We start from the raw sequence: 22,395 nt of genomic DNA on the forward strand, positions 1-22,395 counted from the left end.
ATCTAGCCCATCTATCCAAACATTAAAATCACGTCCTAATTAGCGAGAAGAAATATTGGATTTTTTTGCTTCTGCAAGGCGTAAGTTTGCGCAAAGAGGGAGTGGACATAGAGTCCATGACCGATTGAGCAAACTTACAACACAGCAGAAGCAGAAAAAGACTTATTTATTCCGCCAATTCTGTAGACGTAGGATTTTTGCGATCTCTACGCGGCAAAAACAGATTTTAGCGCGGAATGGACACCTAGTCCCTGAGCACTAAAATCTGTTTTTAACAAAGTAGAATCACAAAAAGACCAGTCTACTCCCATTCAATAGTGGCTGGGGGCTTACTTGAAATGTCATAAGTAACCCTCGATATCCCATCCACCTCATTAATAATACGACCGGAAACATGCTCCAGAAATTCGTACGGCAAATGTGCCCAACGTGCTGTCATGAAATCTATGGTTTCAACGGCACGAAGCGCTACCACGTAATCATATTTTCTGCCGTCTCCCATAACCCCTACGGAACGCACTGGCAGGAACACGGTAAATGCCTGGCTGGTTTTGTTGTAGAGGTCATGCTTATACAATTCTTCGATGAAGATTGCATCGGCACGACGAAGCAGATCAGCATACTCTTTTTTCACTTCGCCAAGAATTCGAACTCCAAGGCCAGGGCCTGGGAATGGGTGACGATAAAGCATGTCGTATGGCAGGCCTAGTTCTAACCCAATCTTACGTACTTCATCTTTAAAAAGTTCGCGCAATGGTTCGACTAACTTTAAATTCATTTTTTCAGGCAGGCCACCAACGTTGTGGTGTGATTTAATAACATGTGCCTTGCCAGTTTTTGCGCCCGCTGACTCAATCACATCTGGGTAGATAGTTCCTTGTGCTAACCACTGTGCATTAGTTAATTTTTTAGACTCTTCATCAAAAATATCAATAAAGACTTTACCGATCATTTTTCGTTTTGTTTCAGGTTCGTCTATACCTTTTAACTCACCTAAAAAACGATCCTCGGCATCAATGCGAATGATATTCAAGCCAAAGTTATCACCAAACATGGCCATGACTTGATCGGCTTCATTTAATCGCAACAAACCATTGTCTACAAAAACACAGGTTAACTGTTTGCCGATGGCGCGGTGCAACAACATGGCAGTTACGGATGAATCAACACCACCCGATAAGCCTAGAACAACTTCGTCGTCACCAACTTGTTCTTTAATTTGCTCAATAGCGTCATCAATAATGTTTTCTGCAGTCCACAATTTTTCACAACCACAAATATCATCAACGAAGCGCTCAAGAATACGACCACCTTGCTTAGTGTGGGTTACTTCAGCATGGAATTGAATGCCATAGAAAGGTTTGTCTTTATGCGCGATCGCAGCGATTGGTGCGTTATCACTTGAAGCGATAACCACAAAATCCTCTGGTACCGAAAGCACTTTGTCGCCATGACTCATCCAAACGTCGAGCACCGGATGCCCTTCTGCATTGAAGCGGTCTTCAATACCCTCAAATAAAGCACTGTGACTTTTAGTGAAAACTTCTGCGTAGCCAAACTCACGTTTTTCCGAACCACCAACACGGCCACCAAACTGATCTGCCATGGTTTGCATGCCATAGCAAATACCCAACACAGGCACACCTTGCTCAAAGACACACTGCGGTGCACGAGGGGTATTTTCTCCAGCTACTGACTCTGGACCACCTGATAAGATAATTCCTTTAGGATTAAACTCACGAATGAATTCCTCTTCAACATCGAATGGTACTAACTCACAATAGACGCCAATCTCACGCACGCGACGGGCGATTAACTGAGTGTATTGTGAACCAAAATCCAAAATAAGAATTCGATGTTCATGAATATTTTCTTGCATTGTCATTACCTTTAATCAAGTTAGGTATAAATAAACACATTAATAAACAAATCAAAAAGCCGCAGACTGATTCTGCGGCTTTAAATCTATCCGTCTGCTTTTATTACGGAACAAAGCTGAGTGCTCTCTTATCGACTTGCTCTCAGCTTAATGACGATTATTTCACGCGATAGTTTGGCGCTTCTTTTGTAATAGCAACATCGTGCACATGACTCTCGTTCATGCCAGCATTAGTTACCCGTACAAACTCCGCCTTGTTCTGCATTTCTTCAATGGTTGAACAACCGGTTAAGCCCATACTTGAACGTAAGCCACCCATCATCTGATGAATAATCTGAGTCATTGAACCTTTATAAGGAACACGACCTTCGATACCTTCTGGAACCAATTTATCAGCAGCGTTTGAGCTCTGGAAATAACGGTCACTTGAGCCCTGCTTTTGCGACATGGCGCCTAATGAGCCCATACCACGATAAGACTTGTATGAACGCCCCTGGAATAACTCAACTTCGCCCGGAGCTTCTTCAGTTCCGGCAAGCATTGAACCAACCATAACGCTATAAGCGCCAGCGGCTATAGCTTTACAAATATCGCCGGAGAAGCGAATTCCACCATCGGCAATGAATGGGATACCAGAACCTTTAAGCTCTTTTGCAACGCTGGATACCGCTGAGATTTGTGGAACGCCAACACCGGTTACGATACGCGTTGTACAGATTGAGCCTGGGCCAATCCCTACTTTGACACCATCCGCCCCAGCATCAACCAAAGCGCGAGCACCTGCAGCAGTAGCAACATTACCACCCATCACTTGTTTGTCTGGGTAGTTTTGTTTAATCCACTTGATACGGTCTAATACACCTTGCGAATGACCATGCGATGTATCCACTAAAATAATGTCGACCCCAGCGGCAACAATCGCAGCAACGCGATCCGGCGTTTCAGTACCAGTTCCAACCGCGGCGCCCACTCGCAAGTGGCCATAGCGATCTTTACAGGCGTTAGGCTTAGTCTCAGCATTGTTAATGTCTTTAACTGTGATCAGGCCTTTCAATTCAAAGTTATCGTTTACCACTAACAACTTTTCAATTCGAAATTCATGCAGCTTGTCGTAAATTTCTTCTTGGCTAGCTTCTTCTTTAACAGTCACTAAACGCTCTTTGGGCGTCATGACTTTCGATACAGGCTTATCAAGATTGGTTTCAAATCGAATATCGCGGTTCGTCACAATACCAACTAATTGATTGCCATCAACTACCGGCATACCTGAAATACCATGCTCACGAGTCATTTGTTTAACTTGGCCGATGGTGATATCTGGAGTGATAGTAATTGGATCGCTGACAATTCCGCTCTCGAATTTTTTAACGCGACGAACATGCTCGGCTTGTTGCTCTATAGTCATGTTCTTGTGAATAAAGCCCATACCGCCTTCCTGCGCCAACGCAATAGCTAAACGCGATTCAGTGACCGTGTCCATTGCAGCAGAAACAAGGGGGATGTTGAGGGTATACTCGCTGGTAATCTTAGTGCGCAGGTCTGCGTCAGCAGGCAAAATGTTGGAGTGTGCCGGCACTAATAAAACGTCGTCAAAGGTAAGAGCTTCCTCTATAATGCGCATATTGTGTTCCACGTATTATTCCGCCAATGCGGAAGGCACTGGCTTGATGAAGCGCGTTATTATAACGCTTTAGCCATTGCAAGGTAAATAACTATTTAATTCGATTTATCTATGATTAAACCCATTCTTGAGCCACAAAAAACAGGCGAAACCCGCAAAATTTACTCTGTGAGCGAATTGGCGTTCAAAGTTCGTAAACAACTAGAGGATGTGATTGGCCAAGTATGGATTACCGGAGAAATATCAAACCTTGCCCTTCCGGCCTCTGGACACTGGTACTTCACGCTTAAAGATAATGGCGCTCAGCTTCGCTGTGCCATTTTCAAGAACCGTAACCGCAGTGCCCGCTTTACACCAGAAGATGGTCAGCAGGTTTTGCTACGAGCCAAGCTGAGCTTATACGAACCGCGTGGCGATATTCAGCTAATCGGTGAATATATTGAGCCAGCAGGCGAAGGGGCACTGCAAATTGCTTTCAATCGCCTCAAAGAAAAACTGCAGGCTGAAGGATTGTTTGCCCCAGAACTTAAACGTCCTATTCCAAAGCATCCTAAAAAGATTGGTATCATCACCTCCCCCAGCGGCGCGGCTATCCGAGACGTCTTAAGCGTACTCAAGCGCCGCATGCCACAAATTCCTGTGATTATTTATCCGAGTCAGGTTCAAGGTGAAAAAGCTGCAAAAAGTCTTATAGAGCAATTGGAGATCGCTAACCAGCATGACCAGTGTGATGTGCTGCTAGTAACACGTGGTGGCGGCTCATTGGAAGACATGTGGTGCTTTAATGATGAAACTCTGGCTCGAAAAATCCGCGACAGTCGTATACCGGTCGTTTCTGCAGTTGGTCATGAGGTTGATACCTCAATCAGCGACTGGGTCGCCGACTTAAGAGCGCCGACACCTTCTGCCGCAGCAGAGTTGCTGGTTCCTGACCAAAGCGAGCTTCTACATAAGCTGGTGCAGCTTGAACGCCGCTTATCAGGCGAGTTTGAACATCAACTACAGGTCGCTCAATCCAAGCTTGATACGCTAATTGCTCGCATTATTCATCCAAAGCAACAACTCAACAGCTATAAAGTTGAGTTGCAGTCACTCAACAAAAGCTTATTAGGCGCGCAAAAATATTTGTTACAGAGCAAACAAGCTGAATATAAAGACTTGAATTCTCGGCTACGTAGCTACAACCCTAAGCTGCAACTTAGCCAGGCTAAAACCTCATTACAGCAGACTAATAAAAGCTTAGTGCAATCATGGAAGTATCTACTGAAACAGAAACAACAGATGTTGGCGCTAAAGGCACAAAAGCTGAATAATATCAGTCCATTAGCAACACTTGAGCGTGGTTATACTATTACAGAGGATGAAGTGGGTAAGGCTATAGTGTCAGTAAAACAGGCAAAAAAGTGTAAAACCATCACAACAAAATTCAAAGATGGTAAGGTCATTAGCCAAATACTAAAATCTCAAAAGGATATGTGATGTATAAAATCTTAGTAAGTTTAATATTTATATTTATAATATCTTCTTGTGTATCAGCAAGCTCTGAACCGCAATATTACACCAAGCTGTATGATGGAAATTACTTAGATCGAGTTCAAGTTTCCTACTTTCAAGTTAATAAATCTAATACATTGCCGAAACGGAAGGTGTACTTGGTTTCATTCAACAACAAAGAAATACTTGATGACACAGTAACATTTGAGATATTACCAGGTAGTCACGAAATCGACTATTACTGCATCGGCAAAGACGGGGAAAAATATCACGGCAACCAAACCATCACCACAAAACCAAACTACTTTTATGAATTAACCGCCAGAAGTAATGGAGAAGGTGGATGCTTTCATCTTTTTCAGATGTACGGAAAAGTTGTTACTTACGATGATAAAAGCCAGGGAATACCAGCTAATCATCCCAAAGGAGAACCATTACCCTCAAGTACATCGTTCCACTCAATTTTTGAGCAATATGAAAAAGATTACCCCAATCAAATATGGCCGGAAGTAAGAAGCGGGATGTACAATTTTCTAGTCCAAAATTACTCTTGCCAAAATTATAAAATCACCTCTGTGAATACAACTGGCAGTGGTAGGGTTTGGCAAAAAGAACAAGCCTCCAAGTTAACTATTACTGGAAATTTGGGAGAGCAATGGGAAATAGTAGCTTGCGGAAAGAAACACCAACTTCAGATTCTATTCGAAAGCCCTGGAAATGCCGGTAAATATATTTCTATATATAAACTTTAACGGCTCTACTTCTTACTAAACTTTTTAATTGCGCGCTTACGCTTTAGGCGTTGACGGCGTGTGATTTCGTTTTTCTTACCTTTAAACGGATTATCACCCTCTTTCAGCTCTAATCGAATCGGGGTGCCGATCAGTTTCAATTTGTCACGGAAAAAGTTGATCAAGAAACGTTTATAGCTTTCAGGAAGTTTACTGCACTGATTACCGTGAATCACAATCAAAGGTGGGTTATGGCCACCCGGATGTGCGTAGCGTAATTTAACGCGACGACCACGAACAGTAGGAGGTTGATGCTTTTCGCTGGCTTCTTCAAGCAAGCGCGTCAATTTCGAAGCACTCATTTCCACTTGAGCACTGGCCCAAGCTTCGTCTACAGACTCCCAAAGATGTCCAACGTTTGAGCCATGTAACGCAGAAATAAAGTGAATTCGTGCAAAATCAATAAATCCTAAGCGGCGATCAATTTCATGTTTGACGTTATCGCGTTGCTCTTCGGTCATGCCATCCCATTTATTGATCGCAATGACCATTGAGCGGCCTGAGTCGATAATATAACTAATCAGGCTTAAATCCTGATCAGTAATCGGCTCACGCGCATCCATCACCATTATTGATACGTTTGAGTCATCAATCGCCTGCAAGGTTTTTAGGACTGAAAATTTTTCGACGGTTTCTTTAACTTTGCCACGACGCCTGACTCCAGCCGTATCGATCAGGGTGTACTTTTTTTCACGCCGCTCCATTTCAATATAGATACTGTCGCGAGTTGTACCGGGCAAGTCATAAACCACGACACGTTCTTCACCCAAAAAGCGGTTAACCAAAGTAGATTTACCCACATTCGGACGACCAACAATAGCTAGCTTGATTCCCTGGGCTTTTTCATAGCCAACCAGCTCCTCTTCATCACTAGACTCCAGATGAAGCTCATCAAAAATCGTATCGACTAATGTGTTAACACCTCGACCATGAGCGGCTGCTAGGGGCAGTACGGTTTGATAACCAAGGCTGTAATAATCTGACAGGGCTGCCTCGGCATGAATACCATCTACTTTATTGACCAGTACGATGATAGGCTTGTTCTGACGCCTTAAATGGTCAGCAACAAACTCATCGGCGGCTGTCATACCGGTTCTGGCATCAACTAGAAACAGAACAATATTGGCTTCGTTGATAGCCTGCAATGACTGACCAGCCATCAAGCCATCAATACCCTCTTCATCGCCAGCGATACCTCCGGTATCAACGACAATAAACTTTTGTCCTTTTAAGGTGGCTTGCCCATATTGACGGTCACGAGTTAGACCAGGCAGGTTAGCTACCAGTGCATCGCGCGATTTTGTTAATCGATTAAATAATGTTGACTTACCAACGTTGGGGCGACCAACGAGAGCGATTACTGGTAGCATGAATGTTACTCTTCAGAAGCTGTTGCCAGCGGGTTACTCAAAGAATAGAGATAACCATAGCGGCTTGTTGCGATGATTTTATCCTCGGTCACTATCGGTGTATGAGCCACGCCATACCGATCTAAGTGTGTCCTAGCAACAAATTCACCAGTGCTTTTATCTAACCAATGCAAGTAACCCTCAAAGTCACCCACGATAATATAGTCTTCGTTGTCTGCCGCCCCGGTTAACTTACGGTAGAGCAGCCCTTCCTGAGTCCAGACCTCTTCACCGGTAAGACGGTCAAGAGCAATAACTGTACCGCTGGTATCGACCATATAAACGCGTGTCGCATCCACTAAAAGCTCTTGCGTCACTGAAGCTTCTTTGCGCCATAAAAAACGACCATTGGTTAAATCCAAAGCGATGGCAAATCCATTAAAGCCGGCAGTGTATAAATAATTAGAATAAACTACTGGAGTAGAGTCGACATCAACGATTCTTGAAATCTCAGAGCCGCCACGCGGAGCTGATATCCTCTGCTCCCAAAGCATATCGCCTGATCGCAAATTAAAGGCAGCCATTTTACCGTTGGCAAAACCAGTTATAACAACACCGCTGGTAGCTACGGGGGCCGATGTACCGCGTAATGTCAGGTTGGGAATAATTCGATCATAGAACCATTCCTGCTTTTGAGTGGCCAGCGAATAGGCAAAGATACGACCATCAGGCGTGCGTACAACGAGTCGGCCATCGCTGATAGCTGGCTTTGCTAAAACCTCAGTTGTAACGTTAACATGCCATAACTTCTTACCGTCTTTAACATCCAACACGTGAACCTGAGCATTTTTTGTACCGATGGCAACCAAACCCGCATTAGCGGTAACACCACCAGAAAGCGGCTGGTTTAACTGATTTTCCCATAGCACCTCTCCGCTTTTAATATCAAAAGCTGTGACCAGACCTTTTACATCAGCAGTGATGATTTTATCTTCCCACAAAGCTGGGGATAGACTGTTGAACTTACTCCCATCACCATCTCCAATAACTTCAACCCACTGTGATTCAACAGAAAATTTCTCGTCAATATCATCCAGTTCTTTCGGCGGGTTGACCACTTCATCGGAGCAAGCAGCTAAGAAGCTTAGCGCAATCAATAAAGCGAATAATCGTTGTGTCCAACCAGAAATCATAAACATATCCCGTTATAAGTATCTATTATTTATCAATGCCAAACTCGCTTAAACGCATCTGAAGTAACGGGTTAACCGCCCCATCTCCTGCATCACGAGCTTCAATTAAGACACTTTTTGCTTCTTCTGTTTTATCCTGTGCAATTAAAGCTTCAGCTTTAATCAATAATGCATTTGCACGGTAGGCTTGTTCATCAATAGTCTCAGCCGTCGCTATGGCATCACCATATTGTTCAAGTTGCAACTGCACACGGGCTAAACGCAACTGGGCGATAGACTCAAAAGTGTCGTTAGATTGGTCAACAACCCACTTCAATTGTTCCGCAGCTTCAGCAAATTTATCATCATTAACCAACTGCTCAGCAAATGTCAGTACTGCAAGCGAGGCATAACTTGATGCTGAATGCTCAGTTTTCACCCCTTCAACTTTATCAGCCAAGGCAGCTGAATCAGCGGTTTCAGACAAAGATAAGACTTCAGAATAAGCCATTGAGGCCATTCCGCCTTGCTTTTCTTGGTACTCCTGATAGTAATTCCAACCGAACAAAGCACCAAAACCAATCACGGCCCCTAAAATAATGGCAGCACCGTTTTCCTTCCAAAACTGTTTTATCGCTTCGACCTGTTGTTCTTCTGTTTCGTAAGCCACTACCGGCCTCCTCAATAATCGATTTAATTTGTAATAACTCTTTTTACCAAAGATCTTTTATACCCAGCACTTTTAACTAGACCAAGTACTGATCAAGCAACTGGCAAATATCGCGCTGCGATACCACCACCTGCTCTTTATGTTCTCTTAAGTATTTAACCCCAACCGTGCCATCCTGTACTTCCTGCTCGCCGATGACTAGCGCAATTTTAGCACCGCTTTTATCTGCCCGCTTAAACTGCTTTTTGAAATTTCCCGCACCACAGTTCATTCGAGTCCGAATGTTTGGCCATAGCTCGCGTAACTGCTCTGCCAATTGCATAGCGCTCAACTCGGCATGGTCGCCTAAAGCAACCAGATACACATCAGCAATGGTGACTTCTTCAGCCGCCATCTCTTGAATGAGAGCGACAATACGTTCTAACCCCATGGCAAAGCCACTGGCTGGTGTAGCATGACCGCCTAATTGTTCCGTCAAGCCGTCATAACGGCCACCGGCACAAATCGTACCTTGCGCGCCTAACTTGTCGGTCACCCACTCAAAAACTGTACGGTTGTAGTAGTCTAAACCACGAACCAAATTAGTATTAACGCGATACGGAATATTGTTAGTATCCAAAATCTGGCAAAGACGCTTAAAGTGCTGCTTTGACTCTTCATCTAAATGGTCACTCAGCTTTGGCGCATCTTTAACCAGTTTTTGCACTTCCGGATTTTTACTGTCAAGAATTCGCAAAGGATTTGTTTCCAGGCGACGTTGACTGTCTTCATCCAGCTGGTCTTTAATAGGCTGTAAATACGCAACCAATTTATCCCGATACTCAGTCCGAGCTTCATTTGAGCCTAACGAGTTAATTTCAAGATGGACAGTGTCATGAATACCAATCTTTTTCCATAGCCGAGCGGTCATTAAAATCAGTTCTGCATCCACATCAGGCGTGCCGACGCCAAAAGTTTCCACACCTAATTGATGAAACTGGCGATAACGGCCCTTTTGCGGTCTTTCATGGCGAAACATTGGCCCCATGTACCATAGGCGCTGCTCTTGGTTATAAAGCAAACCGTGCTCAACCCCTGCTCGCACACAGCTGGCCGTGCCCTCTGGACGCAAGGTTAAACTATCGCCATTGCGGTCTTCAAAGGTATACATCTCTTTTTCAACAATATCAGTCACTTCACCAATAGAGCGCTTGAAAAGTTGAGTCTTTTCAACAATTGGCATACGAATTTCAGTATAGCCATAAGAGGCCATCAGCTCTCTCAAAACCGACTCTAATTTTTGCCAATGTGGTGTCGAATCCGGCAAGATATCATTCATGCCACGGATTGCTTGTATTTTTTCCGCCAAAACTAACCTTGTTCCGTCGATTGTTTAATTGAATTGAAAGTGCGAGATTATAGCGAATTTGGCGAAAAACAGTAGCTTTTTCCGCCAAAACTCATCTTTGAGTCTGTTTCGCTTTGCTGATGATCGGACTATCTGACCTGAGTGACAGGAACCTGCTCAGCTCCTTTGGTGATTTCTTGCGTTTTCTCACGCTTCTCAGCTAACTTGCGTCGAATTTGTGCTTCGAGCTCATCAACCAAATCTTCATTAGCGACCTTATGGCTCTTCTCACCATTCTCGTACAACATGCTTTTTTTGAAGCCGCCGGTCAGACCAATCGAAACTTCTTTAGCTTCGCCAGGACCATTGACCACGCAGCCAATCACAGCCACATCAATGTGCTCATTGACATCTTCCAGGCGCTGCTCAAGCTCATTAACCGTTTTAATCACATCAAATTGCTGACGTGAACAAGATGGACAGGCAATTAAGTTGATACCACGCTGACGCAAGCCTAGGCTTTTCAGGATATCGTAACCAACTTTAACTTCCTGAACAGGGTCAGCTGCTAAGGAGACACGTATAGTATCGCCAATCCCTTCTGCCAGTAACATTCCCAAGCCTACTGCTGACTTTACAGCACCCGTGCGAAAACTACCGGCCTCGGTAATTCCCAGGTGAAGTGGATTATCAATTTCTTTCGCTAAAATACGATAAGCGGTAACCGTCATGAAAACATCCGATGCTTTCAGGCTAATTTTATAATCCTTAAAATTATGGCGCTCCAGCATCTCAATATGACGATACGCCGACTCTACCAGAGCTTCTGGCGTAGGCTCTCCATACTTTTCCTGCAGATCTTTCTCAAGAGAACCAGCGTTGACACCAATACGAATCGGAATATTACGCGCTCTAGCCGCCTCAACAACTGCTTTAACCCGCTCTTCTGAGCCAATGTTGCCAGGGTTAATTCTTAAGCAGTCGACGCCATACTCAGCTACCTTCAAAGCAATTCGATAATCAAAATGAATATCGGCGACTAAAGGCACTGGAGACTGTTGTTTAATAAGTTTAAAAGCTTCGGCAGCTTTCATAGTGGGCACAGAAACACGAACAATATCAGCACCGGTATCTGCCAGAGCACGAATCTGAGCAACAGTCGCGTCTACATCACAGGTTTCTGTATTGGTCATGCTTTGTACCGCAATAGGCGCATCACCGCCCACTGGCACATTACCCACCATAATCTGACGCGATTTGCGTCGGCTAATCCAAGATTGACCGTTCATAATACTTTATACATAGGTTATTGAGTCTATTGGCAAAATACTGAGTATCAGTCGCCAAGAGTTAATCGAGCTGCCCGAGTATCAGGATAACTCGACAAATCAATAGGTTCATTTTGATAGGATAATTGTACAGCAGATGGCTTGCCAAGTGTTAGCTGAATAGGAGTTGGACCCGATAAACTCATTGAAGTCCCGCCCTTTTTTATACCTAACGCCAACACCTTGCCATTGGCATCTGTGATTCTTACCCAGCAATCATCAGAAAAAACCAAGACAAGCTCACCACTTGCTCCAGCCGCGTTAGTAGCCGTCTCTGCTGCCGCATTTGCTGGTGCAGCCTCTTCAACCTCCAATGATTCCGATAAAAGCTCACTATCGTCTAAAGCTGGCGTAGATTGCTCCTGCGGAGGGGTATCAGTAGATAATTCAGTAGATTCTTCAATTGCTATCTGAGCCACTTCTTCACTTTGCCCCATAGGCAGAATAGTCTCTTCTTCAGATGAGGCTGTTATAGAGGAAGTAAATTGTTGCCAGACCTTCTTTTCAACCAACAGGTAATAAATACTAAAGGCCAACACCAGAACGATAAGAGTGGTTACTACTTTGACCATCCAATTACCTGATGTTAAAGGCTTTTCCAACTCAATGGTAGCTAAGGAATGCTCAGGACTGGTGAATAAATTACTGCGCTTACAATAGTTATCGAAGTTTTCAACGATATCGTCATCGTCCACATTTAATAATTCGGCATAATTTCTTAAGTAGCCCCTGTAAAAGGTGACAGGGAGATCTGGTGAGTAATCATCGCTTTCGATCGAAATTATTGTTTGACGTGTCAACTTCAACTTCTGAGACACATCGTCAATAGAGATACCGGCCCTCTCTCTAGCCTGCTTTAACAAGCTGCCTGGGCTGAATTGGATATCGTTTTCTGGAGTTTGATCAGTTTCTGACATTAATTATCTTAGAGTAATGTATTCTTGAGCCTCATCAGATGTCGGATAAAGCTTCATTAGTTTCTCTCCATATCCTCGCATATTACTACGTGCCTGTAGTTTTTTTGCTATTTTATAACCCAGCAATAAAGACTTAGCAGTCGGTTTTGCTTTCGCCTCAAACCGAAACATATAAGCCTCGGCTAAACGATACTCACCTATTTCATAATTAACTTCAGCCATACCATATAAAGAGCGCGCTAAAGCGGGGTTAAACGATATAGCTTTCTCGAAATACTGTTTTGCAAGTTCATACTTCTCTGCTCTTATCGCGCAGAAGCCAGCATTTTCGTAAGCCCCTCCAACGGCAGTATAGTTCGGTTGCTCAACTGCTTTTAGGAAATAGCGAATGCCAGCATCGTACTCTTTGCGAGAATCACATAAAAAGACACCGTAAGCATTGAGATAGTCCGCATTTCTGGGAGATTCTTTGATGGCTCTTTTATAATAGTCTTCGGCTGTATCGTATTCATATACCGTTTGATAGTAGTAAGCCAGACCATAAAGTACATCAGGCATATCCGGATCGTGCTCATAAGCTTTAAGTAAGTTTTGTTTAGCCCATTCCATATGGCCAGCTTGAAGGTACTGTAAGCCTAAAGATAATCGTTTAGCGGCTGCTTCTTTTGGTTCATATTTCGTTCTTTGGACAGCGCCGTCTTTTGCTGCTGACTGGGTAGATTCTGTAGTCGTGGTTTGACACCCAACCAATGTTAGCGTTGAAAATACCAGAAACCACTTGGCATACTTTATCATTGCTTACTTCCTATCAATTTTTTATCACTATTTATTGTAGAGTTTTCACATAACGTTTAATGTCAAAACATATTATCTTAATAAATCAGCTAGTTGGACATAAATCAGGGCACTTTAGTTCACAATCATGGAGTAATTAAAGTGCCACGTTTTCAACTACAATGTCTTTCTTATACTCCTGACGACGCTCTTGACGTTTAGTCTTGTCATTAATCTTACCGGCAAGCTGCCCACAAGCGGCATCAATATCGTCACCTCGAGTGCGCCTGGTTACCACAACATAACCTTTCTTAATCAAATAATCACTAAATAAATCAATCGCTTCCTGAGTAGATGTCTGGTAACCCGACTGCGGGAAAGGGTTAAATGGAATCAGGTTGATTTTGCAGGGGGTATTCTTCAAAAGCTCTGCCAGTTCTTTTGCATGCTGCAAGGTGTCATTCACATCTTTGAGCATGACATATTCTATGGTCGCCTTACGAGCGGCATTAGAACGATCCAGATAACGATGTACACTGGCCATTAATTCTTTAATGGGATATTTCTTATTGATAGGCACTAACACATCACGCAAAGCATCGTTTGGAGCATGTAGCGAAATAGCTAGTGCAACATCCACTTGATCAATCAAACGATCCAATTGCGGTACCATCCCTGAAGTACTTAAGGTCACACGACGCTTTGATAGGCCATAAGCCAGATCATCCATCATAAGCTGCATGGATTTAACGACCGGATCAAAGTTTGCCAAAGGCTCGCCCATACCCATCATTACAACATTTGTGACTACTCGCTCATCACTTTTATGCTTGCCATGCAGATAGCGGGCTGCCAGCCAGACCTGGCCGATGATTTCAGCAGTTGTCAGGTTTCGGTTAAAGCCTTGGTAGCCGGTAGAGCAGAAAGTACACTCTAACGCACAGCCCACTTGGGAAGAGACACACAAGGTACCGCGATGACGTTCGGGAATAAAAACCATTTCCACAGCCTGACCGCCCGGGATTTTCAAAGCCCATTTCACAGTACCGTCTTTGGATTCTTGAACGCTGAGCACTTCAGGACCTTTAATTTCAGCAATGTCTTTCAAGCGCTCACGGCACACTTTGCTGATATTGGTCATTTCGTCGAAGTCTTCAACACCGAATTGATGAACCCACTTCATAACCTGCTGGGCACGGAATGGCTTTTCACCAAGTTCAACGAAGAACTCGACCATCTCATCGCGCGTCAGGTTGAGTAGATTAGTTTTTTCATTACTCATTACAGGACACCTTTACACGATTAATAGCTATATAAAGAGGATAGCTACAATCAAATTTTGTACATTTTATGCGCAATTGCTACGAATAGCAAAAGCACCCTCATAAACAAAAAATCACTTATTAAAAAAGGGATGAATGAATCATCCCTTTTTATATTCGTCTTAGTCATTTCTTTGTCGTTGAGCATGAAAATCAATCAGGCAACAAAGAAATTGAACAAAACAACCGTTTTTAACGAGTGCGAGGGCAAATCTCATCCGCACTAAAGAAATAACCGATCTCACGCTCAGCAGACTCAGGGCTATCAGAACCGTGAGCAGCATTTTCGTCTACAGAAACAGCGTAGTCCGCACGGATTGTACCGCGAAGCGCTTCAGCTGGGTTGGTAGCACCCATGATTTCACGGTTTGCTTTAATTGCGTTTTCGCCTTCTAGGACTTGTACCATTACTGGACCAGAAGTCATGAAGTCAACCAATGCACCGAAGAAAGGACGCTCTTTGTGTTCTGCGTAGAAGCCTTCGGCTTTTTCACGAGAAAGGTGGATCATTTTTGCTGCAACGATGCGAAGACCAGCGCGCTCGAAACGGCTGTAGATTTCGCCAATAACATTTTTTGCAACTGCGTCAGGTTTTACGATAGAAAAAGTACGTTCGATAGCCATTTCGGACTCCATCAAAATTCAGTCAAATGCTTCCTCAGCTATAAGTCAGCATCACATTAAGGATTCAAGATAAAAGGATAAGGGGCTAGTACTCGGTCATTTAACCTCGGACTAACCCCTTAAAATCGCGCGCATTATACTGAATGTCTATTATTTGGGCAATGCGCCCGGGTTGATTTAACTGGCTTTTGAGTCTAATAGTGACTCATCTTACTATCGAGACTCAATTGGCCCTCAGCCTCAAAGGGAATGAGCTGGAACAACTCGCCGGAGGCTTTGGTGGATGTTTTAACTTCAATTTTTAGCCTGTAAGAGCCAATATCCAGTTTATTACCAGACATATCCTTAAGTTCCAGGCTGTCGCCAAAGCGCTTATTTTGACCCGGTTCAAGAATGATAGTCTGGAAGGCTTGAGTGAACATACGGCCGTTTGACCACTGGTTAACGAGCTGATCGTTACTATCGTACAGGTAAATATCAAACAGCTGGCCGCTATTAAAAGTCAGCTCAATTGGCTCGGAAGTCTGATTGCTTAGAGTTATGTAAGCCTCGACTCTATCAGTTTCGTTGAGCATTATGGGTTCAGCAGGAAAGTTTGCTGAAACCTCAATGCCTTCATATGCAGGATAATTCATGCCAGCCAGCTTAGCATACTCAAGTTCATAATCCACCACATCGGCAATCGTTTGCTCAGTCCACTTAATAAGTCCGACATCATGTGAAAACCAGGCTGATATAAGACCTGCGTCGTTGCAATAACCATTGAAGTCTACGCGCACTACTGAATCAAAAGTTGCAGCCAAAGTGGTTATCGACTGACTTTTTGCAGCGATAGTTGCCGACTGGGTGCATGTATCGAGATCAACACTATAGTTTGTGCCAATACCGTCATTAAAGTTGATCAGTTTAACTGGATTGCCATGTTGCGACAGGGTTGAAATGGAGTTTGCTGAAGTTTTAAGCCACATCGCCTCCTTTCCGAGGTAGTTGCTGACTTGCTTCCATTGCGAACCGAAGCGATCCGACAGAGCAATTGTTTTACTTTGCTCATAATTTGAAGTGAATTCTTTATAGTCATTAAAGCTGTCCACTTCACTGGCTTTAGTGGCGCTAACGGCCATAATTGAAGTCGCGAACAATAAATTAATCATGTTGTTTTGTGTGTTCATAATATTACTCCTTTAACAATTGAATGGTGGGTAAAGACGATTCAATTGTGCGCAGAATAGGAACATGAACAAATGAATAAAACTAAGACTTCGAATCAGTTATTTTTATAATTATCAAATAGTTATTTGTTTTCAGGAAGTTGGCGATGCTTTTCATCAAGCTGTAAAACAATGAATAATTTGTGACAAACCAGATATGACTTAGGGTGTGAAACTGCGGTGAATTTTGCTTGAAAGATCTTTGTCGGTAATGTGACTGTCTGATGACAGCCACGGCAAGTGTATAGTTAAATGTAACGCGTTGGATCAGTAAAACCCTGGCTTTCAAATCCTTGCTTACGCAATCGGCAAGAGTCACAAACACCACAAGCTTTGCCATCATCAGTAGCCTTGTAGCAGGAAACGGTTTGGCTGTAATCGACACCGAGCTTCATGCCTTCAGCAATGATTTGAGCTTTGGTGAGATTGATAAGTGGTGCTTCGATGGTGAGCTTTTGCCCTTCAACGCCAGCTTTAGTGGCTAGATTAGCCATTGTTTCAAATGCTTTAATAAACTCAGGACGGCAATCAGGGTAGCCGGAATAGTCCACGGCATTGACGCCGATAAAAATATGATCAGCCTTCAGAACTTCAGCCCAGCCCAGGGCAATCGATAAAAATACGGTGTTGCGAGCAGGAACATAAGTGACAGGAATGCCCTCTTCCAACCCTTCAGTGGGTACATCAATGGAATGGTCTGTTAAAGCAGAGCCGCCAATTTGACTCATATCGAGATTAACAACGATATGCTCCTTGGCATCCATTGATAGAGCAACTTGTTTAGCAGCATTGAGTTCAGCCAGGCTGCGCTGACCATAATTAAAACTCATGGCATAGCAGTCATAGCCATGCGATTTAGCAATCGCTAAAGCTGTCGTTGAGTCTAAACCACCTGAAAGTAATACTACTGCTCGTTTGTTCATACTATTTATCAACTAATACTGGAATCTACATTTACGAAATATTGTTTCACGCTTTGAGTTTCGCCCCTCGGCGAGTTACTTTTACGGAATACATCCTGTATTCCGCTAAAGCCAGCGTCGTTTCACTCCGCTGTTCAAATTTGTTCCTGACAAATTTGTCTTGCTTTAAGTAACCACAAAATCGTCTGGAACGATTTTGAATAGCGGAGCTAGCCTGCAAGGTGAAGTACAGGGATGTACTTCATAAAAGAAGACCACCCCGTGATTGAGGTTTCGCTTTGCTCAACTACCTTCGTCTCCGCCAAGCCACTTAACGCAGGGTCTGCCCCCTTGGGTGCCGTAAAATACGTTCCTTCCGTGGCCCGAATTTTACTATTCAAAACTTCCTGTTTTGAATTGCTATGTCTTGGCTACTGCTCAGCTCAATCAAAAGGGGGTTTTTGGTGCCTGCCTGTGAGCCATAACAGAGTTTATCAAATTCATAAGCAGCTAAAACTAAAACTCATATCAATCTTACCCTGCTTTACACCTTAGGAACTCTTCTGCTTTACCATATTATCATTGGAAGGAGCGAAAATGCTCACTATGCGCGGCATTCAATCTGTATAAAGAAGGAGCTTACTGAAGATAAGTGACTGATTTATACAGATTGAATAACAAAGCAGATGAGTATTTTAGCCCTTCCAATTAGACGCCTGTGCGCTCACCCCAGATGACTTTATGCAACTGCACCTGCATTCTTACCTTTAATCGGTCTTTCAATATCCACTCAGCTAAGTCGGCATATTCAACCTGCCCATAGCTGGGTGAGAATAGGACTTCGCATTTGCTGGTTATGTCGTATTGCTCGACGGTCATTTTGCACCATTCGTAGTCTTTACGGCTACAGATGACGAATTTGACCTGGTCGGTTGGCTTTAGCAATGCAATATTTGAGTATAAATTACGTGCCATTTCTTGTGAGTCTGGGGTTTTCAGATCCATGACTATCATTACGCGTGAATCAACTGGGCTGAGATCATGCGCCCCACCAGTTTCCGTTGAAACTTTAAAGCCTTCATCACACAATAATTTAAAGAAGTCGAACACACGTTTTTGCGCTAATGGCTCACCACCAGTGATACAGACATGGTCACAGCCATATTGTTTGATTTGTGCCAGGATTTCTTCAAAGGTCATCCATTCTCCGCCACCAAAGGCATAGTCCGTATCGCAGTAGACACAGCGAAGGGGACAACCGGTCAGGCGAACAAATACCGTTGGCACGCCAACGGTGAGACTTTCGCCTTGTAGCGAATGGAAGATCTCGGTGATACGTAATTTACTCATAGAGTAAGCTCAAAACAGGGGCTCAAGGCGGAAATGATGAAAATATGCGCGGATTGTAGCAAAAGCTGCCTTTAAAGACAGCTTTTAGCGATTATTTGATGATCTTATAGGGTATCGAGCTTAGCTTTCGCCAGTCGGCCAGCAGTGGTATTCGGAAATAGTTTGCTGACTTGCTGGTAGGTTGCCTTAGCTGCGGCTTTATCGCCTTTCAGCTCCTGAACCTGAGCAAGTTTGAGCATAGCTTTATCCTTGATGTTGGTATCAGGAAACTGCTCATATACTGCTTTGAATTGGCTCTCGGCTTCTGCATATTCTTTGTCGCTGAAATGCAACTGACCTAACAGATAGTGTGCATTGGATGCTAAGGGATCTTTGGCATAATTACGGACAAAGTCTTTAAATGCGGTTTTTGCTTGCGGGTATTGTTGCTCGTTAAATAAAGAGAAGGCTTGGTTGTATGCCTCTTGAGCCTGATTACTTGAGCTTGTTCTTGTTTGCCCACCGGCATCGGAACTCAACTCTTCAGTTTCAGAGGTAGACAAGGTGGCACCACCCTGCAATCGACGATCAAGATCCAGATACAGCTCACGTTGCTGCTGTGTGAGTTGCTTGATTCGATAATCTTGTTGCTCAACCTGCCCTCGAAGTTGGCGAACTTCTTGCTGAAGTTGATTCACTTGCATTACCAGTTCAGCCATGACCTGGCTTTGTTGGCTGGTTTGCTGCTGTTGTACTGCAGAAATATCTCTGGCGTCAACAACCGGCGCAGCGCCATTACTCACAGCCGAAGCCGTGAGTAATGTTGCACCTAATAGATTAAATACACTTTTTTTCATTACTGATATTTAATCTCTACACGACGATTTTCTTGCCATGCTGCTTCGTTATGAGCAGGATTAGCAGGAGCTTCTTCACCAAAGCTAATCACTTCAATGCTTGAATCTGAAACACCATAAGTTCTAAACAATTGAGCAACAGATTTTGCACGACGCTCACCCAATGCTAAGTTGTATTCTGGAGTGCCGCGCTCATCAGCGTGACCTTCTAGAACAACACTTTTACCACTGCTTTGGATGTATTTAGCATGAGCTTCAAGAACTTCTACATATTCACTACGAATAGAGTCATCATCAAAGTCAAAGTAAATGACATTGTTATCTAATAAAGCAGCAATACGTTGTCTTTCAGCTTCTTCAGCGGCACGTTGACGAGCTAAGGCATCAGCTTCAGCTTGTGCTGCGGCATCTTCCTGCGCTGTTGTATCAACTTGCTCTTCTTCTGGCTTTGTAGTGCTACATGCAGCCAACGTCAAAGCAGCTGTAAGAGCTAGTAGTAATTGAACCGAACGTTTCATTGTTATCCTCCGGGATTGTTGTCACTGTTATTAACTTATAAAATAAAAGGCGACCATGCTGGTGCTTTAACTTCCCCAACAGTCGCTGGTAGCCTTGCTTTAAAACGTCCATCCATTGAAACCGCGCTAAGAACTTTTTGCCCGCCATCAACAGTTGAAAAAATAATCATACTGCCGTTGGGTGCAATTGAAAGCGACTCGTCCAGTGTGGTTTTTGTTAAAACCGTTAATTGACCAGTAGCTAAATCCTGAGCTGCGATATGGTATGCACTGTTGGTTTGATGAACCATAACGATGCTTTTACCATCCGGTGCAAACTCCGCACCTGCATTGTGTATACCCTCAAAGGTTACCCTGTCTACCTTCTTATCTGCAAGTGTAATACGATAAATTTGTGGTCTACCTCCACGATCTGAGGTAAAGATCAAACTTTTTCCGTCTGGAGCCCACGATGGTTCGGTATCAATCGCATAATGTCGGGTAAGTCTTTCAAGTTTTCTGGTGGTTAAATTCAACAAATAGAGTTCGGGATTTCCATCTTTTGACAAAACTACAACCATTTTGGAACCATCTGGTGACCAGGCAGGAGCACTGTTGAAACCTTTATAACTAGCCACAATTTCTCGTTGTCCTGATGCGATATCCTGTATCACAATTTCCGAACGGCCATTCTCAAAAGTCACATAACTTAATTGAGATGCATCCGGCGACCAGGTTGGTGACATGATCGGACTTCTTGATGCAAAAATTCGCTTGGCATTAAAGCCATCACTATCGGCGACAAATAGCTGATGTGGTCTGGGATTACTTCGATTAACTTCGACATAGGCAATTTGCGTAGCAAAAGCCCCTCGCTCACCAGTTAAAGCCTCATAAATTTCATCCGCGGCAATATGAGCACCCCAACGGAAATTATCGTTATCAACCACTTTTGTTTTCAAGACCATTAAGTGGGATGAGGTTGGAATCAAAGGATAACTGCCATCCTCAATATCAGCGCTGAAAATGGCCTTGTCGTTATAAGGGTCGATCAAGTCGTATGACACCATATAGTTGCCAGAAGCTGTTTGGCTGACGGTACCATAGACTACGCCATCAACACCCAGTTCACGCCACTGTTCAAGGTTCACCTGGTCAATAGAGTAAGGATGTTGAGGTAATTTTGATATTTCAGTTGGATTAAATTTACCGCTACGACGCAGGTCATCCGCTATTATTTTCGCAAAATCAAACGGAGGTTGTCCCTGCACTGCAGATTCAGACTCAAACTTAAAAGGGACAACTGCTATGGGACGTGCGTCAGAGCGCCCTTCCGTAATATAAATTTGAATTTCAGCCTTAGTGGCCAAAGCCATAAGGCTGATGCTGATAATTACTATCGTTTTTAAAATATGTCTCATGCTTTAGCCTTCATTTTTTGCTTTTAAATCAAATGTTATTCCTATATCTCGAATTTCACTCATAACTTCAGGATCATCAGAAAATGGTAATGGCTCAGCACGCTTTATTGCTGCTTCGCCAGTATCACAATAAGCCTTATCCCCATCTAACGATGGTTTGGTCTCTAACACAATTCCTCCCGGTCCTACTGTGATTTGGATTTTACAAGAGCCGTCTGTGGCTGGGTAATACCAGTTCCTCATGATCTTGGCTCTTATAAGAATTTTCAATTTGTTTATTTCGGACTCTTTCTGTCCTCGTCGCACGGTATCGCGCTGCGCTTCGAAGAACTCGTCATCCATAGCAGCCATTTCTTCTTCCAGTTTTCTGAGCTCTTCTTCTTTGCGCTTTTGCTCAGCTTCAGCTTCTTTACGCTTACGCTCGGCTTCTGCTTTTTTGCGCTGATCTTCTTCGAGGCGTTTCTTTTCTTCCGCCTCTTTTTGTCGCTGCTCTTCCAACTCTTTCTGTTTTTTCTCTTCTTCAAGCTTTTTCTGCTTTTCAGCCGCTAGTTGCTTCTTTTTCTCTTCTTCTAACTGTTGCTGCTCAAGCTTTTCTTGCTGCTGACGTTGTTTTTCAGCTTCAAGACGTTTTTGTTCCTGCTCTTTCGCTAGCTGTTTTTTGCGTTCTTCTTCCAAGCGTTTTTTCTCAGCTTCCTGTTGCTTCTTGATGGCATTAGCGTCAGGTTTTGGCAATTCTTTGGCTGTAACTATTTTGGCATTAATGGGGGCGTCCACATATTCGTGTTTAACATCAACTTCATCATCCCAGGCAAAATTGAACACCAATAATCCAATAACGATCACATGGACCACTATTGATAATATGATTGGGACAATGTTTTTTTTGTCTGACACGAATAAATACCTAACCTTT

The 22,395-nt window shown here is 43.5% G+C and carries 20 protein-coding genes; 2 read left to right on the top strand and 18 right to left on the bottom strand.

What is annotated here, in order from left to right; translation table 11 throughout:
- Positions 1-301: 301 nt before the first annotated feature.
- Positions 302-1,879, bottom strand: a complete 1,578-nt coding sequence (gene guaA, locus ACYTXU_RS08160) for a glutamine-hydrolyzing GMP synthase (RefSeq protein WP_462206166.1) — start codon at positions 1,877-1,879, stop codon at positions 302-304.
- A gap of 157 nt (positions 1,880-2,036) precedes the next feature.
- Positions 2,037-3,500 carry an IMP dehydrogenase gene (guaB, locus tag ACYTXU_RS08165; RefSeq protein WP_462206167.1) on the bottom strand — a complete coding sequence of 488 codons (1,464 nt, stop codon included), beginning with the start codon at positions 3,498-3,500 and terminating at the stop codon, positions 2,037-2,039.
- Between the two features lie 111 nt (positions 3,501-3,611).
- On the opposite strand from guaB, the gene xseA reads away from it, so the two are divergent.
- Together xseA and ACYTXU_RS08175 are read left to right on the top strand one after the other, a co-directional pair.
- Entirely contained in the window at positions 3,612-4,979 is a 1,368-nt protein-coding gene (gene xseA, locus ACYTXU_RS08170) for an exodeoxyribonuclease VII large subunit (RefSeq protein WP_462206169.1), read from the top strand.
- Positions 4,979-5,746 carry a hypothetical protein gene (locus tag ACYTXU_RS08175; protein WP_462206170.1) on the top strand — a complete coding sequence of 256 codons (768 nt, stop codon included), beginning with the start codon at positions 4,979-4,981 and terminating at the stop codon, positions 5,744-5,746. The genes xseA and ACYTXU_RS08175 overlap by 1 nt, the downstream gene beginning before the upstream one ends.
- Positions 5,747-5,751: 5 nt before the next feature.
- Here the strand turns inward: ACYTXU_RS08175 and der are convergent, their stop codons facing one another.
- From der to tolA, 16 genes are all read right to left on the bottom strand, one after another.
- Positions 5,752-7,155, bottom strand: coding sequence for a ribosome biogenesis GTPase Der (gene der, locus ACYTXU_RS08180; protein WP_462206171.1), 1,404 nt, complete (start codon positions 7,153-7,155; stop codon positions 5,752-5,754).
- Between the two features lie 5 nt (positions 7,156-7,160).
- The gene (gene bamB, locus ACYTXU_RS08185) at positions 7,161-8,327 is read right to left on the bottom strand and encodes an outer membrane protein assembly factor BamB (protein WP_462206172.1); all 1,167 of its coding nucleotides are present in this window, start codon (positions 8,325-8,327) and stop codon (positions 7,161-7,163) included.
- 25 nt (positions 8,328-8,352) lie between these two features.
- Positions 8,353-8,976, bottom strand: coding sequence for a YfgM family protein (locus ACYTXU_RS08190; RefSeq protein WP_462206173.1), 624 nt, complete (start codon positions 8,974-8,976; stop codon positions 8,353-8,355).
- Positions 8,977-9,052: 76 nt separating this feature from the next.
- The gene (gene hisS, locus ACYTXU_RS08195) at positions 9,053-10,324 is read right to left on the bottom strand and encodes a histidine--tRNA ligase (RefSeq protein WP_462206175.1); all 1,272 of its coding nucleotides are present in this window, start codon (positions 10,322-10,324) and stop codon (positions 9,053-9,055) included.
- Between the two features lie 128 nt (positions 10,325-10,452).
- Positions 10,453-11,592 carry a flavodoxin-dependent (E)-4-hydroxy-3-methylbut-2-enyl-diphosphate synthase gene (gene ispG / locus ACYTXU_RS08200; protein ID WP_462206176.1) on the bottom strand — a complete coding sequence of 380 codons (1,140 nt, stop codon included), beginning with the start codon at positions 11,590-11,592 and terminating at the stop codon, positions 10,453-10,455.
- 47 nt (positions 11,593-11,639) lie between these two features.
- The gene (locus ACYTXU_RS08205; protein ID WP_462206178.1) at positions 11,640-12,548 is read right to left on the bottom strand and encodes a RodZ domain-containing protein; all 909 of its coding nucleotides are present in this window, start codon (positions 12,546-12,548) and stop codon (positions 11,640-11,642) included.
- A gap of 3 nt (positions 12,549-12,551) precedes the next feature.
- Complete coding sequence (gene pilW, locus ACYTXU_RS08210; RefSeq protein WP_462206179.1) at positions 12,552-13,343, bottom strand: type IV pilus biogenesis/stability protein PilW; 792 nt, start codon at positions 13,341-13,343, stop codon at positions 12,552-12,554.
- Positions 13,344-13,479: 136 nt separating this feature from the next.
- Positions 13,480-14,604 carry a dual-specificity RNA methyltransferase RlmN gene (gene rlmN / locus ACYTXU_RS08215; protein WP_462206181.1) on the bottom strand — a complete coding sequence of 375 codons (1,125 nt, stop codon included), beginning with the start codon at positions 14,602-14,604 and terminating at the stop codon, positions 13,480-13,482.
- Between the two features lie 232 nt (positions 14,605-14,836).
- Entirely contained in the window at positions 14,837-15,268 is a 432-nt protein-coding gene (gene ndk, locus ACYTXU_RS08220) for a nucleoside-diphosphate kinase (RefSeq protein ID WP_462206182.1), read from the bottom strand.
- A 194-nt stretch (positions 15,269-15,462) separates the two neighbouring features.
- Positions 15,463-16,437 carry a BsuPI-related putative proteinase inhibitor gene (locus ACYTXU_RS08225; RefSeq protein WP_462206184.1) on the bottom strand — a complete coding sequence of 325 codons (975 nt, stop codon included), beginning with the start codon at positions 16,435-16,437 and terminating at the stop codon, positions 15,463-15,465.
- A gap of 287 nt (positions 16,438-16,724) precedes the next feature.
- Positions 16,725-17,399 carry a 7-cyano-7-deazaguanine synthase QueC gene (gene queC, locus ACYTXU_RS08230; protein WP_462206185.1) on the bottom strand — a complete coding sequence of 225 codons (675 nt, stop codon included), beginning with the start codon at positions 17,397-17,399 and terminating at the stop codon, positions 16,725-16,727.
- Between the two features lie 687 nt (positions 17,400-18,086).
- On the bottom strand, positions 18,087-18,728 hold the full coding sequence (gene queE / locus ACYTXU_RS08235; protein WP_462206186.1) for a 7-carboxy-7-deazaguanine synthase QueE: 642 nt from the start codon (positions 18,726-18,728) through the stop codon (positions 18,087-18,089).
- A gap of 104 nt (positions 18,729-18,832) precedes the next feature.
- Positions 18,833-19,564 (bottom strand): tol-pal system protein YbgF, encoded by a 732-nt coding sequence (gene ybgF / locus ACYTXU_RS08240; protein WP_462206187.1) that lies wholly within the window; start codon positions 19,562-19,564, stop codon positions 18,833-18,835.
- Complete coding sequence (pal, locus tag ACYTXU_RS08245; RefSeq protein WP_462206188.1) at positions 19,564-20,082, bottom strand: peptidoglycan-associated lipoprotein Pal; 519 nt, start codon at positions 20,080-20,082, stop codon at positions 19,564-19,566. Before pal ends, ybgF begins: the two co-directional genes overlap by 1 nt.
- Before the next feature lie 35 nt (positions 20,083-20,117).
- Positions 20,118-21,482, bottom strand: a complete 1,365-nt coding sequence (gene tolB, locus ACYTXU_RS08250; protein WP_462206190.1) for a Tol-Pal system beta propeller repeat protein TolB — start codon at positions 21,480-21,482, stop codon at positions 20,118-20,120.
- Positions 21,483-21,485: 3 nt separating this feature from the next.
- Complete coding sequence (tolA, locus tag ACYTXU_RS08255) at positions 21,486-22,376, bottom strand: cell envelope integrity protein TolA (RefSeq protein ID WP_462206191.1); 891 nt, start codon at positions 22,374-22,376, stop codon at positions 21,486-21,488.
- Positions 22,377-22,395: the final 19 nt, after the last annotated feature.

This window comes from Kangiella sp. M94, assembly GCF_054926195.1.

What these genes read in the sequence shown, in the direction of transcription:
- ispG (WP_462206176.1), bottom strand. Translation starts at nt 11,592, where the DNA reads ATGAACGGTCAATCTTGGATTAGCCGACGCAAATCGCGTCAGATTATG.
- pal (WP_462206188.1), bottom strand. Translation starts at nt 20,082, where the DNA reads ATGAAACGTTCGGTTCAATTACTACTAGCTCTTACAGCTGCTTTGACG.
- ybgF (WP_462206187.1), bottom strand. Translation starts at nt 19,564, where the DNA reads ATGAAAAAAAGTGTATTTAATCTATTAGGTGCAACATTACTCACGGCT.
- pilW (WP_462206179.1), bottom strand. Translation starts at nt 13,343, where the DNA reads ATGATAAAGTATGCCAAGTGGTTTCTGGTATTTTCAACGCTAACATTG.
- guaB (WP_462206167.1), bottom strand. Translation starts at nt 3,500, where the DNA reads ATGCGCATTATAGAGGAAGCTCTTACCTTTGACGACGTTTTATTAGTG.
- rlmN (WP_462206181.1), bottom strand. Translation starts at nt 14,604, where the DNA reads ATGAGTAATGAAAAAACTAATCTACTCAACCTGACGCGCGATGAGATG.
- ACYTXU_RS08175 (WP_462206170.1), top strand. Translation starts at nt 4,979, where the DNA reads ATGTATAAAATCTTAGTAAGTTTAATATTTATATTTATAATATCTTCT.
- queC (WP_462206185.1), bottom strand. Translation starts at nt 17,399, where the DNA reads ATGAACAAACGAGCAGTAGTATTACTTTCAGGTGGTTTAGACTCAACG.
- ndk (WP_462206182.1), bottom strand. Translation starts at nt 15,268, where the DNA reads ATGGCTATCGAACGTACTTTTTCTATCGTAAAACCTGACGCAGTTGCA.
- xseA (WP_462206169.1), top strand. Translation starts at nt 3,612, where the DNA reads ATGATTAAACCCATTCTTGAGCCACAAAAAACAGGCGAAACCCGCAAA.
- ACYTXU_RS08205 (WP_462206178.1), bottom strand. Translation starts at nt 12,548, where the DNA reads ATGTCAGAAACTGATCAAACTCCAGAAAACGATATCCAATTCAGCCCA.
- guaA (WP_462206166.1), bottom strand. Translation starts at nt 1,879, where the DNA reads ATGCAAGAAAATATTCATGAACATCGAATTCTTATTTTGGATTTTGGT.
- der (WP_462206171.1), bottom strand. Translation starts at nt 7,155, where the DNA reads ATGCTACCAGTAATCGCTCTCGTTGGTCGCCCCAACGTTGGTAAGTCA.
- queE (WP_462206186.1), bottom strand. Translation starts at nt 18,728, where the DNA reads ATGAGTAAATTACGTATCACCGAGATCTTCCATTCGCTACAAGGCGAA.
- bamB (WP_462206172.1), bottom strand. Translation starts at nt 8,327, where the DNA reads ATGATTTCTGGTTGGACACAACGATTATTCGCTTTATTGATTGCGCTA.
- tolB (WP_462206190.1), bottom strand. Translation starts at nt 21,482, where the DNA reads ATGAGACATATTTTAAAAACGATAGTAATTATCAGCATCAGCCTTATG.
- ACYTXU_RS08225 (WP_462206184.1), bottom strand. Translation starts at nt 16,437, where the DNA reads ATGAACACACAAAACAACATGATTAATTTATTGTTCGCGACTTCAATT.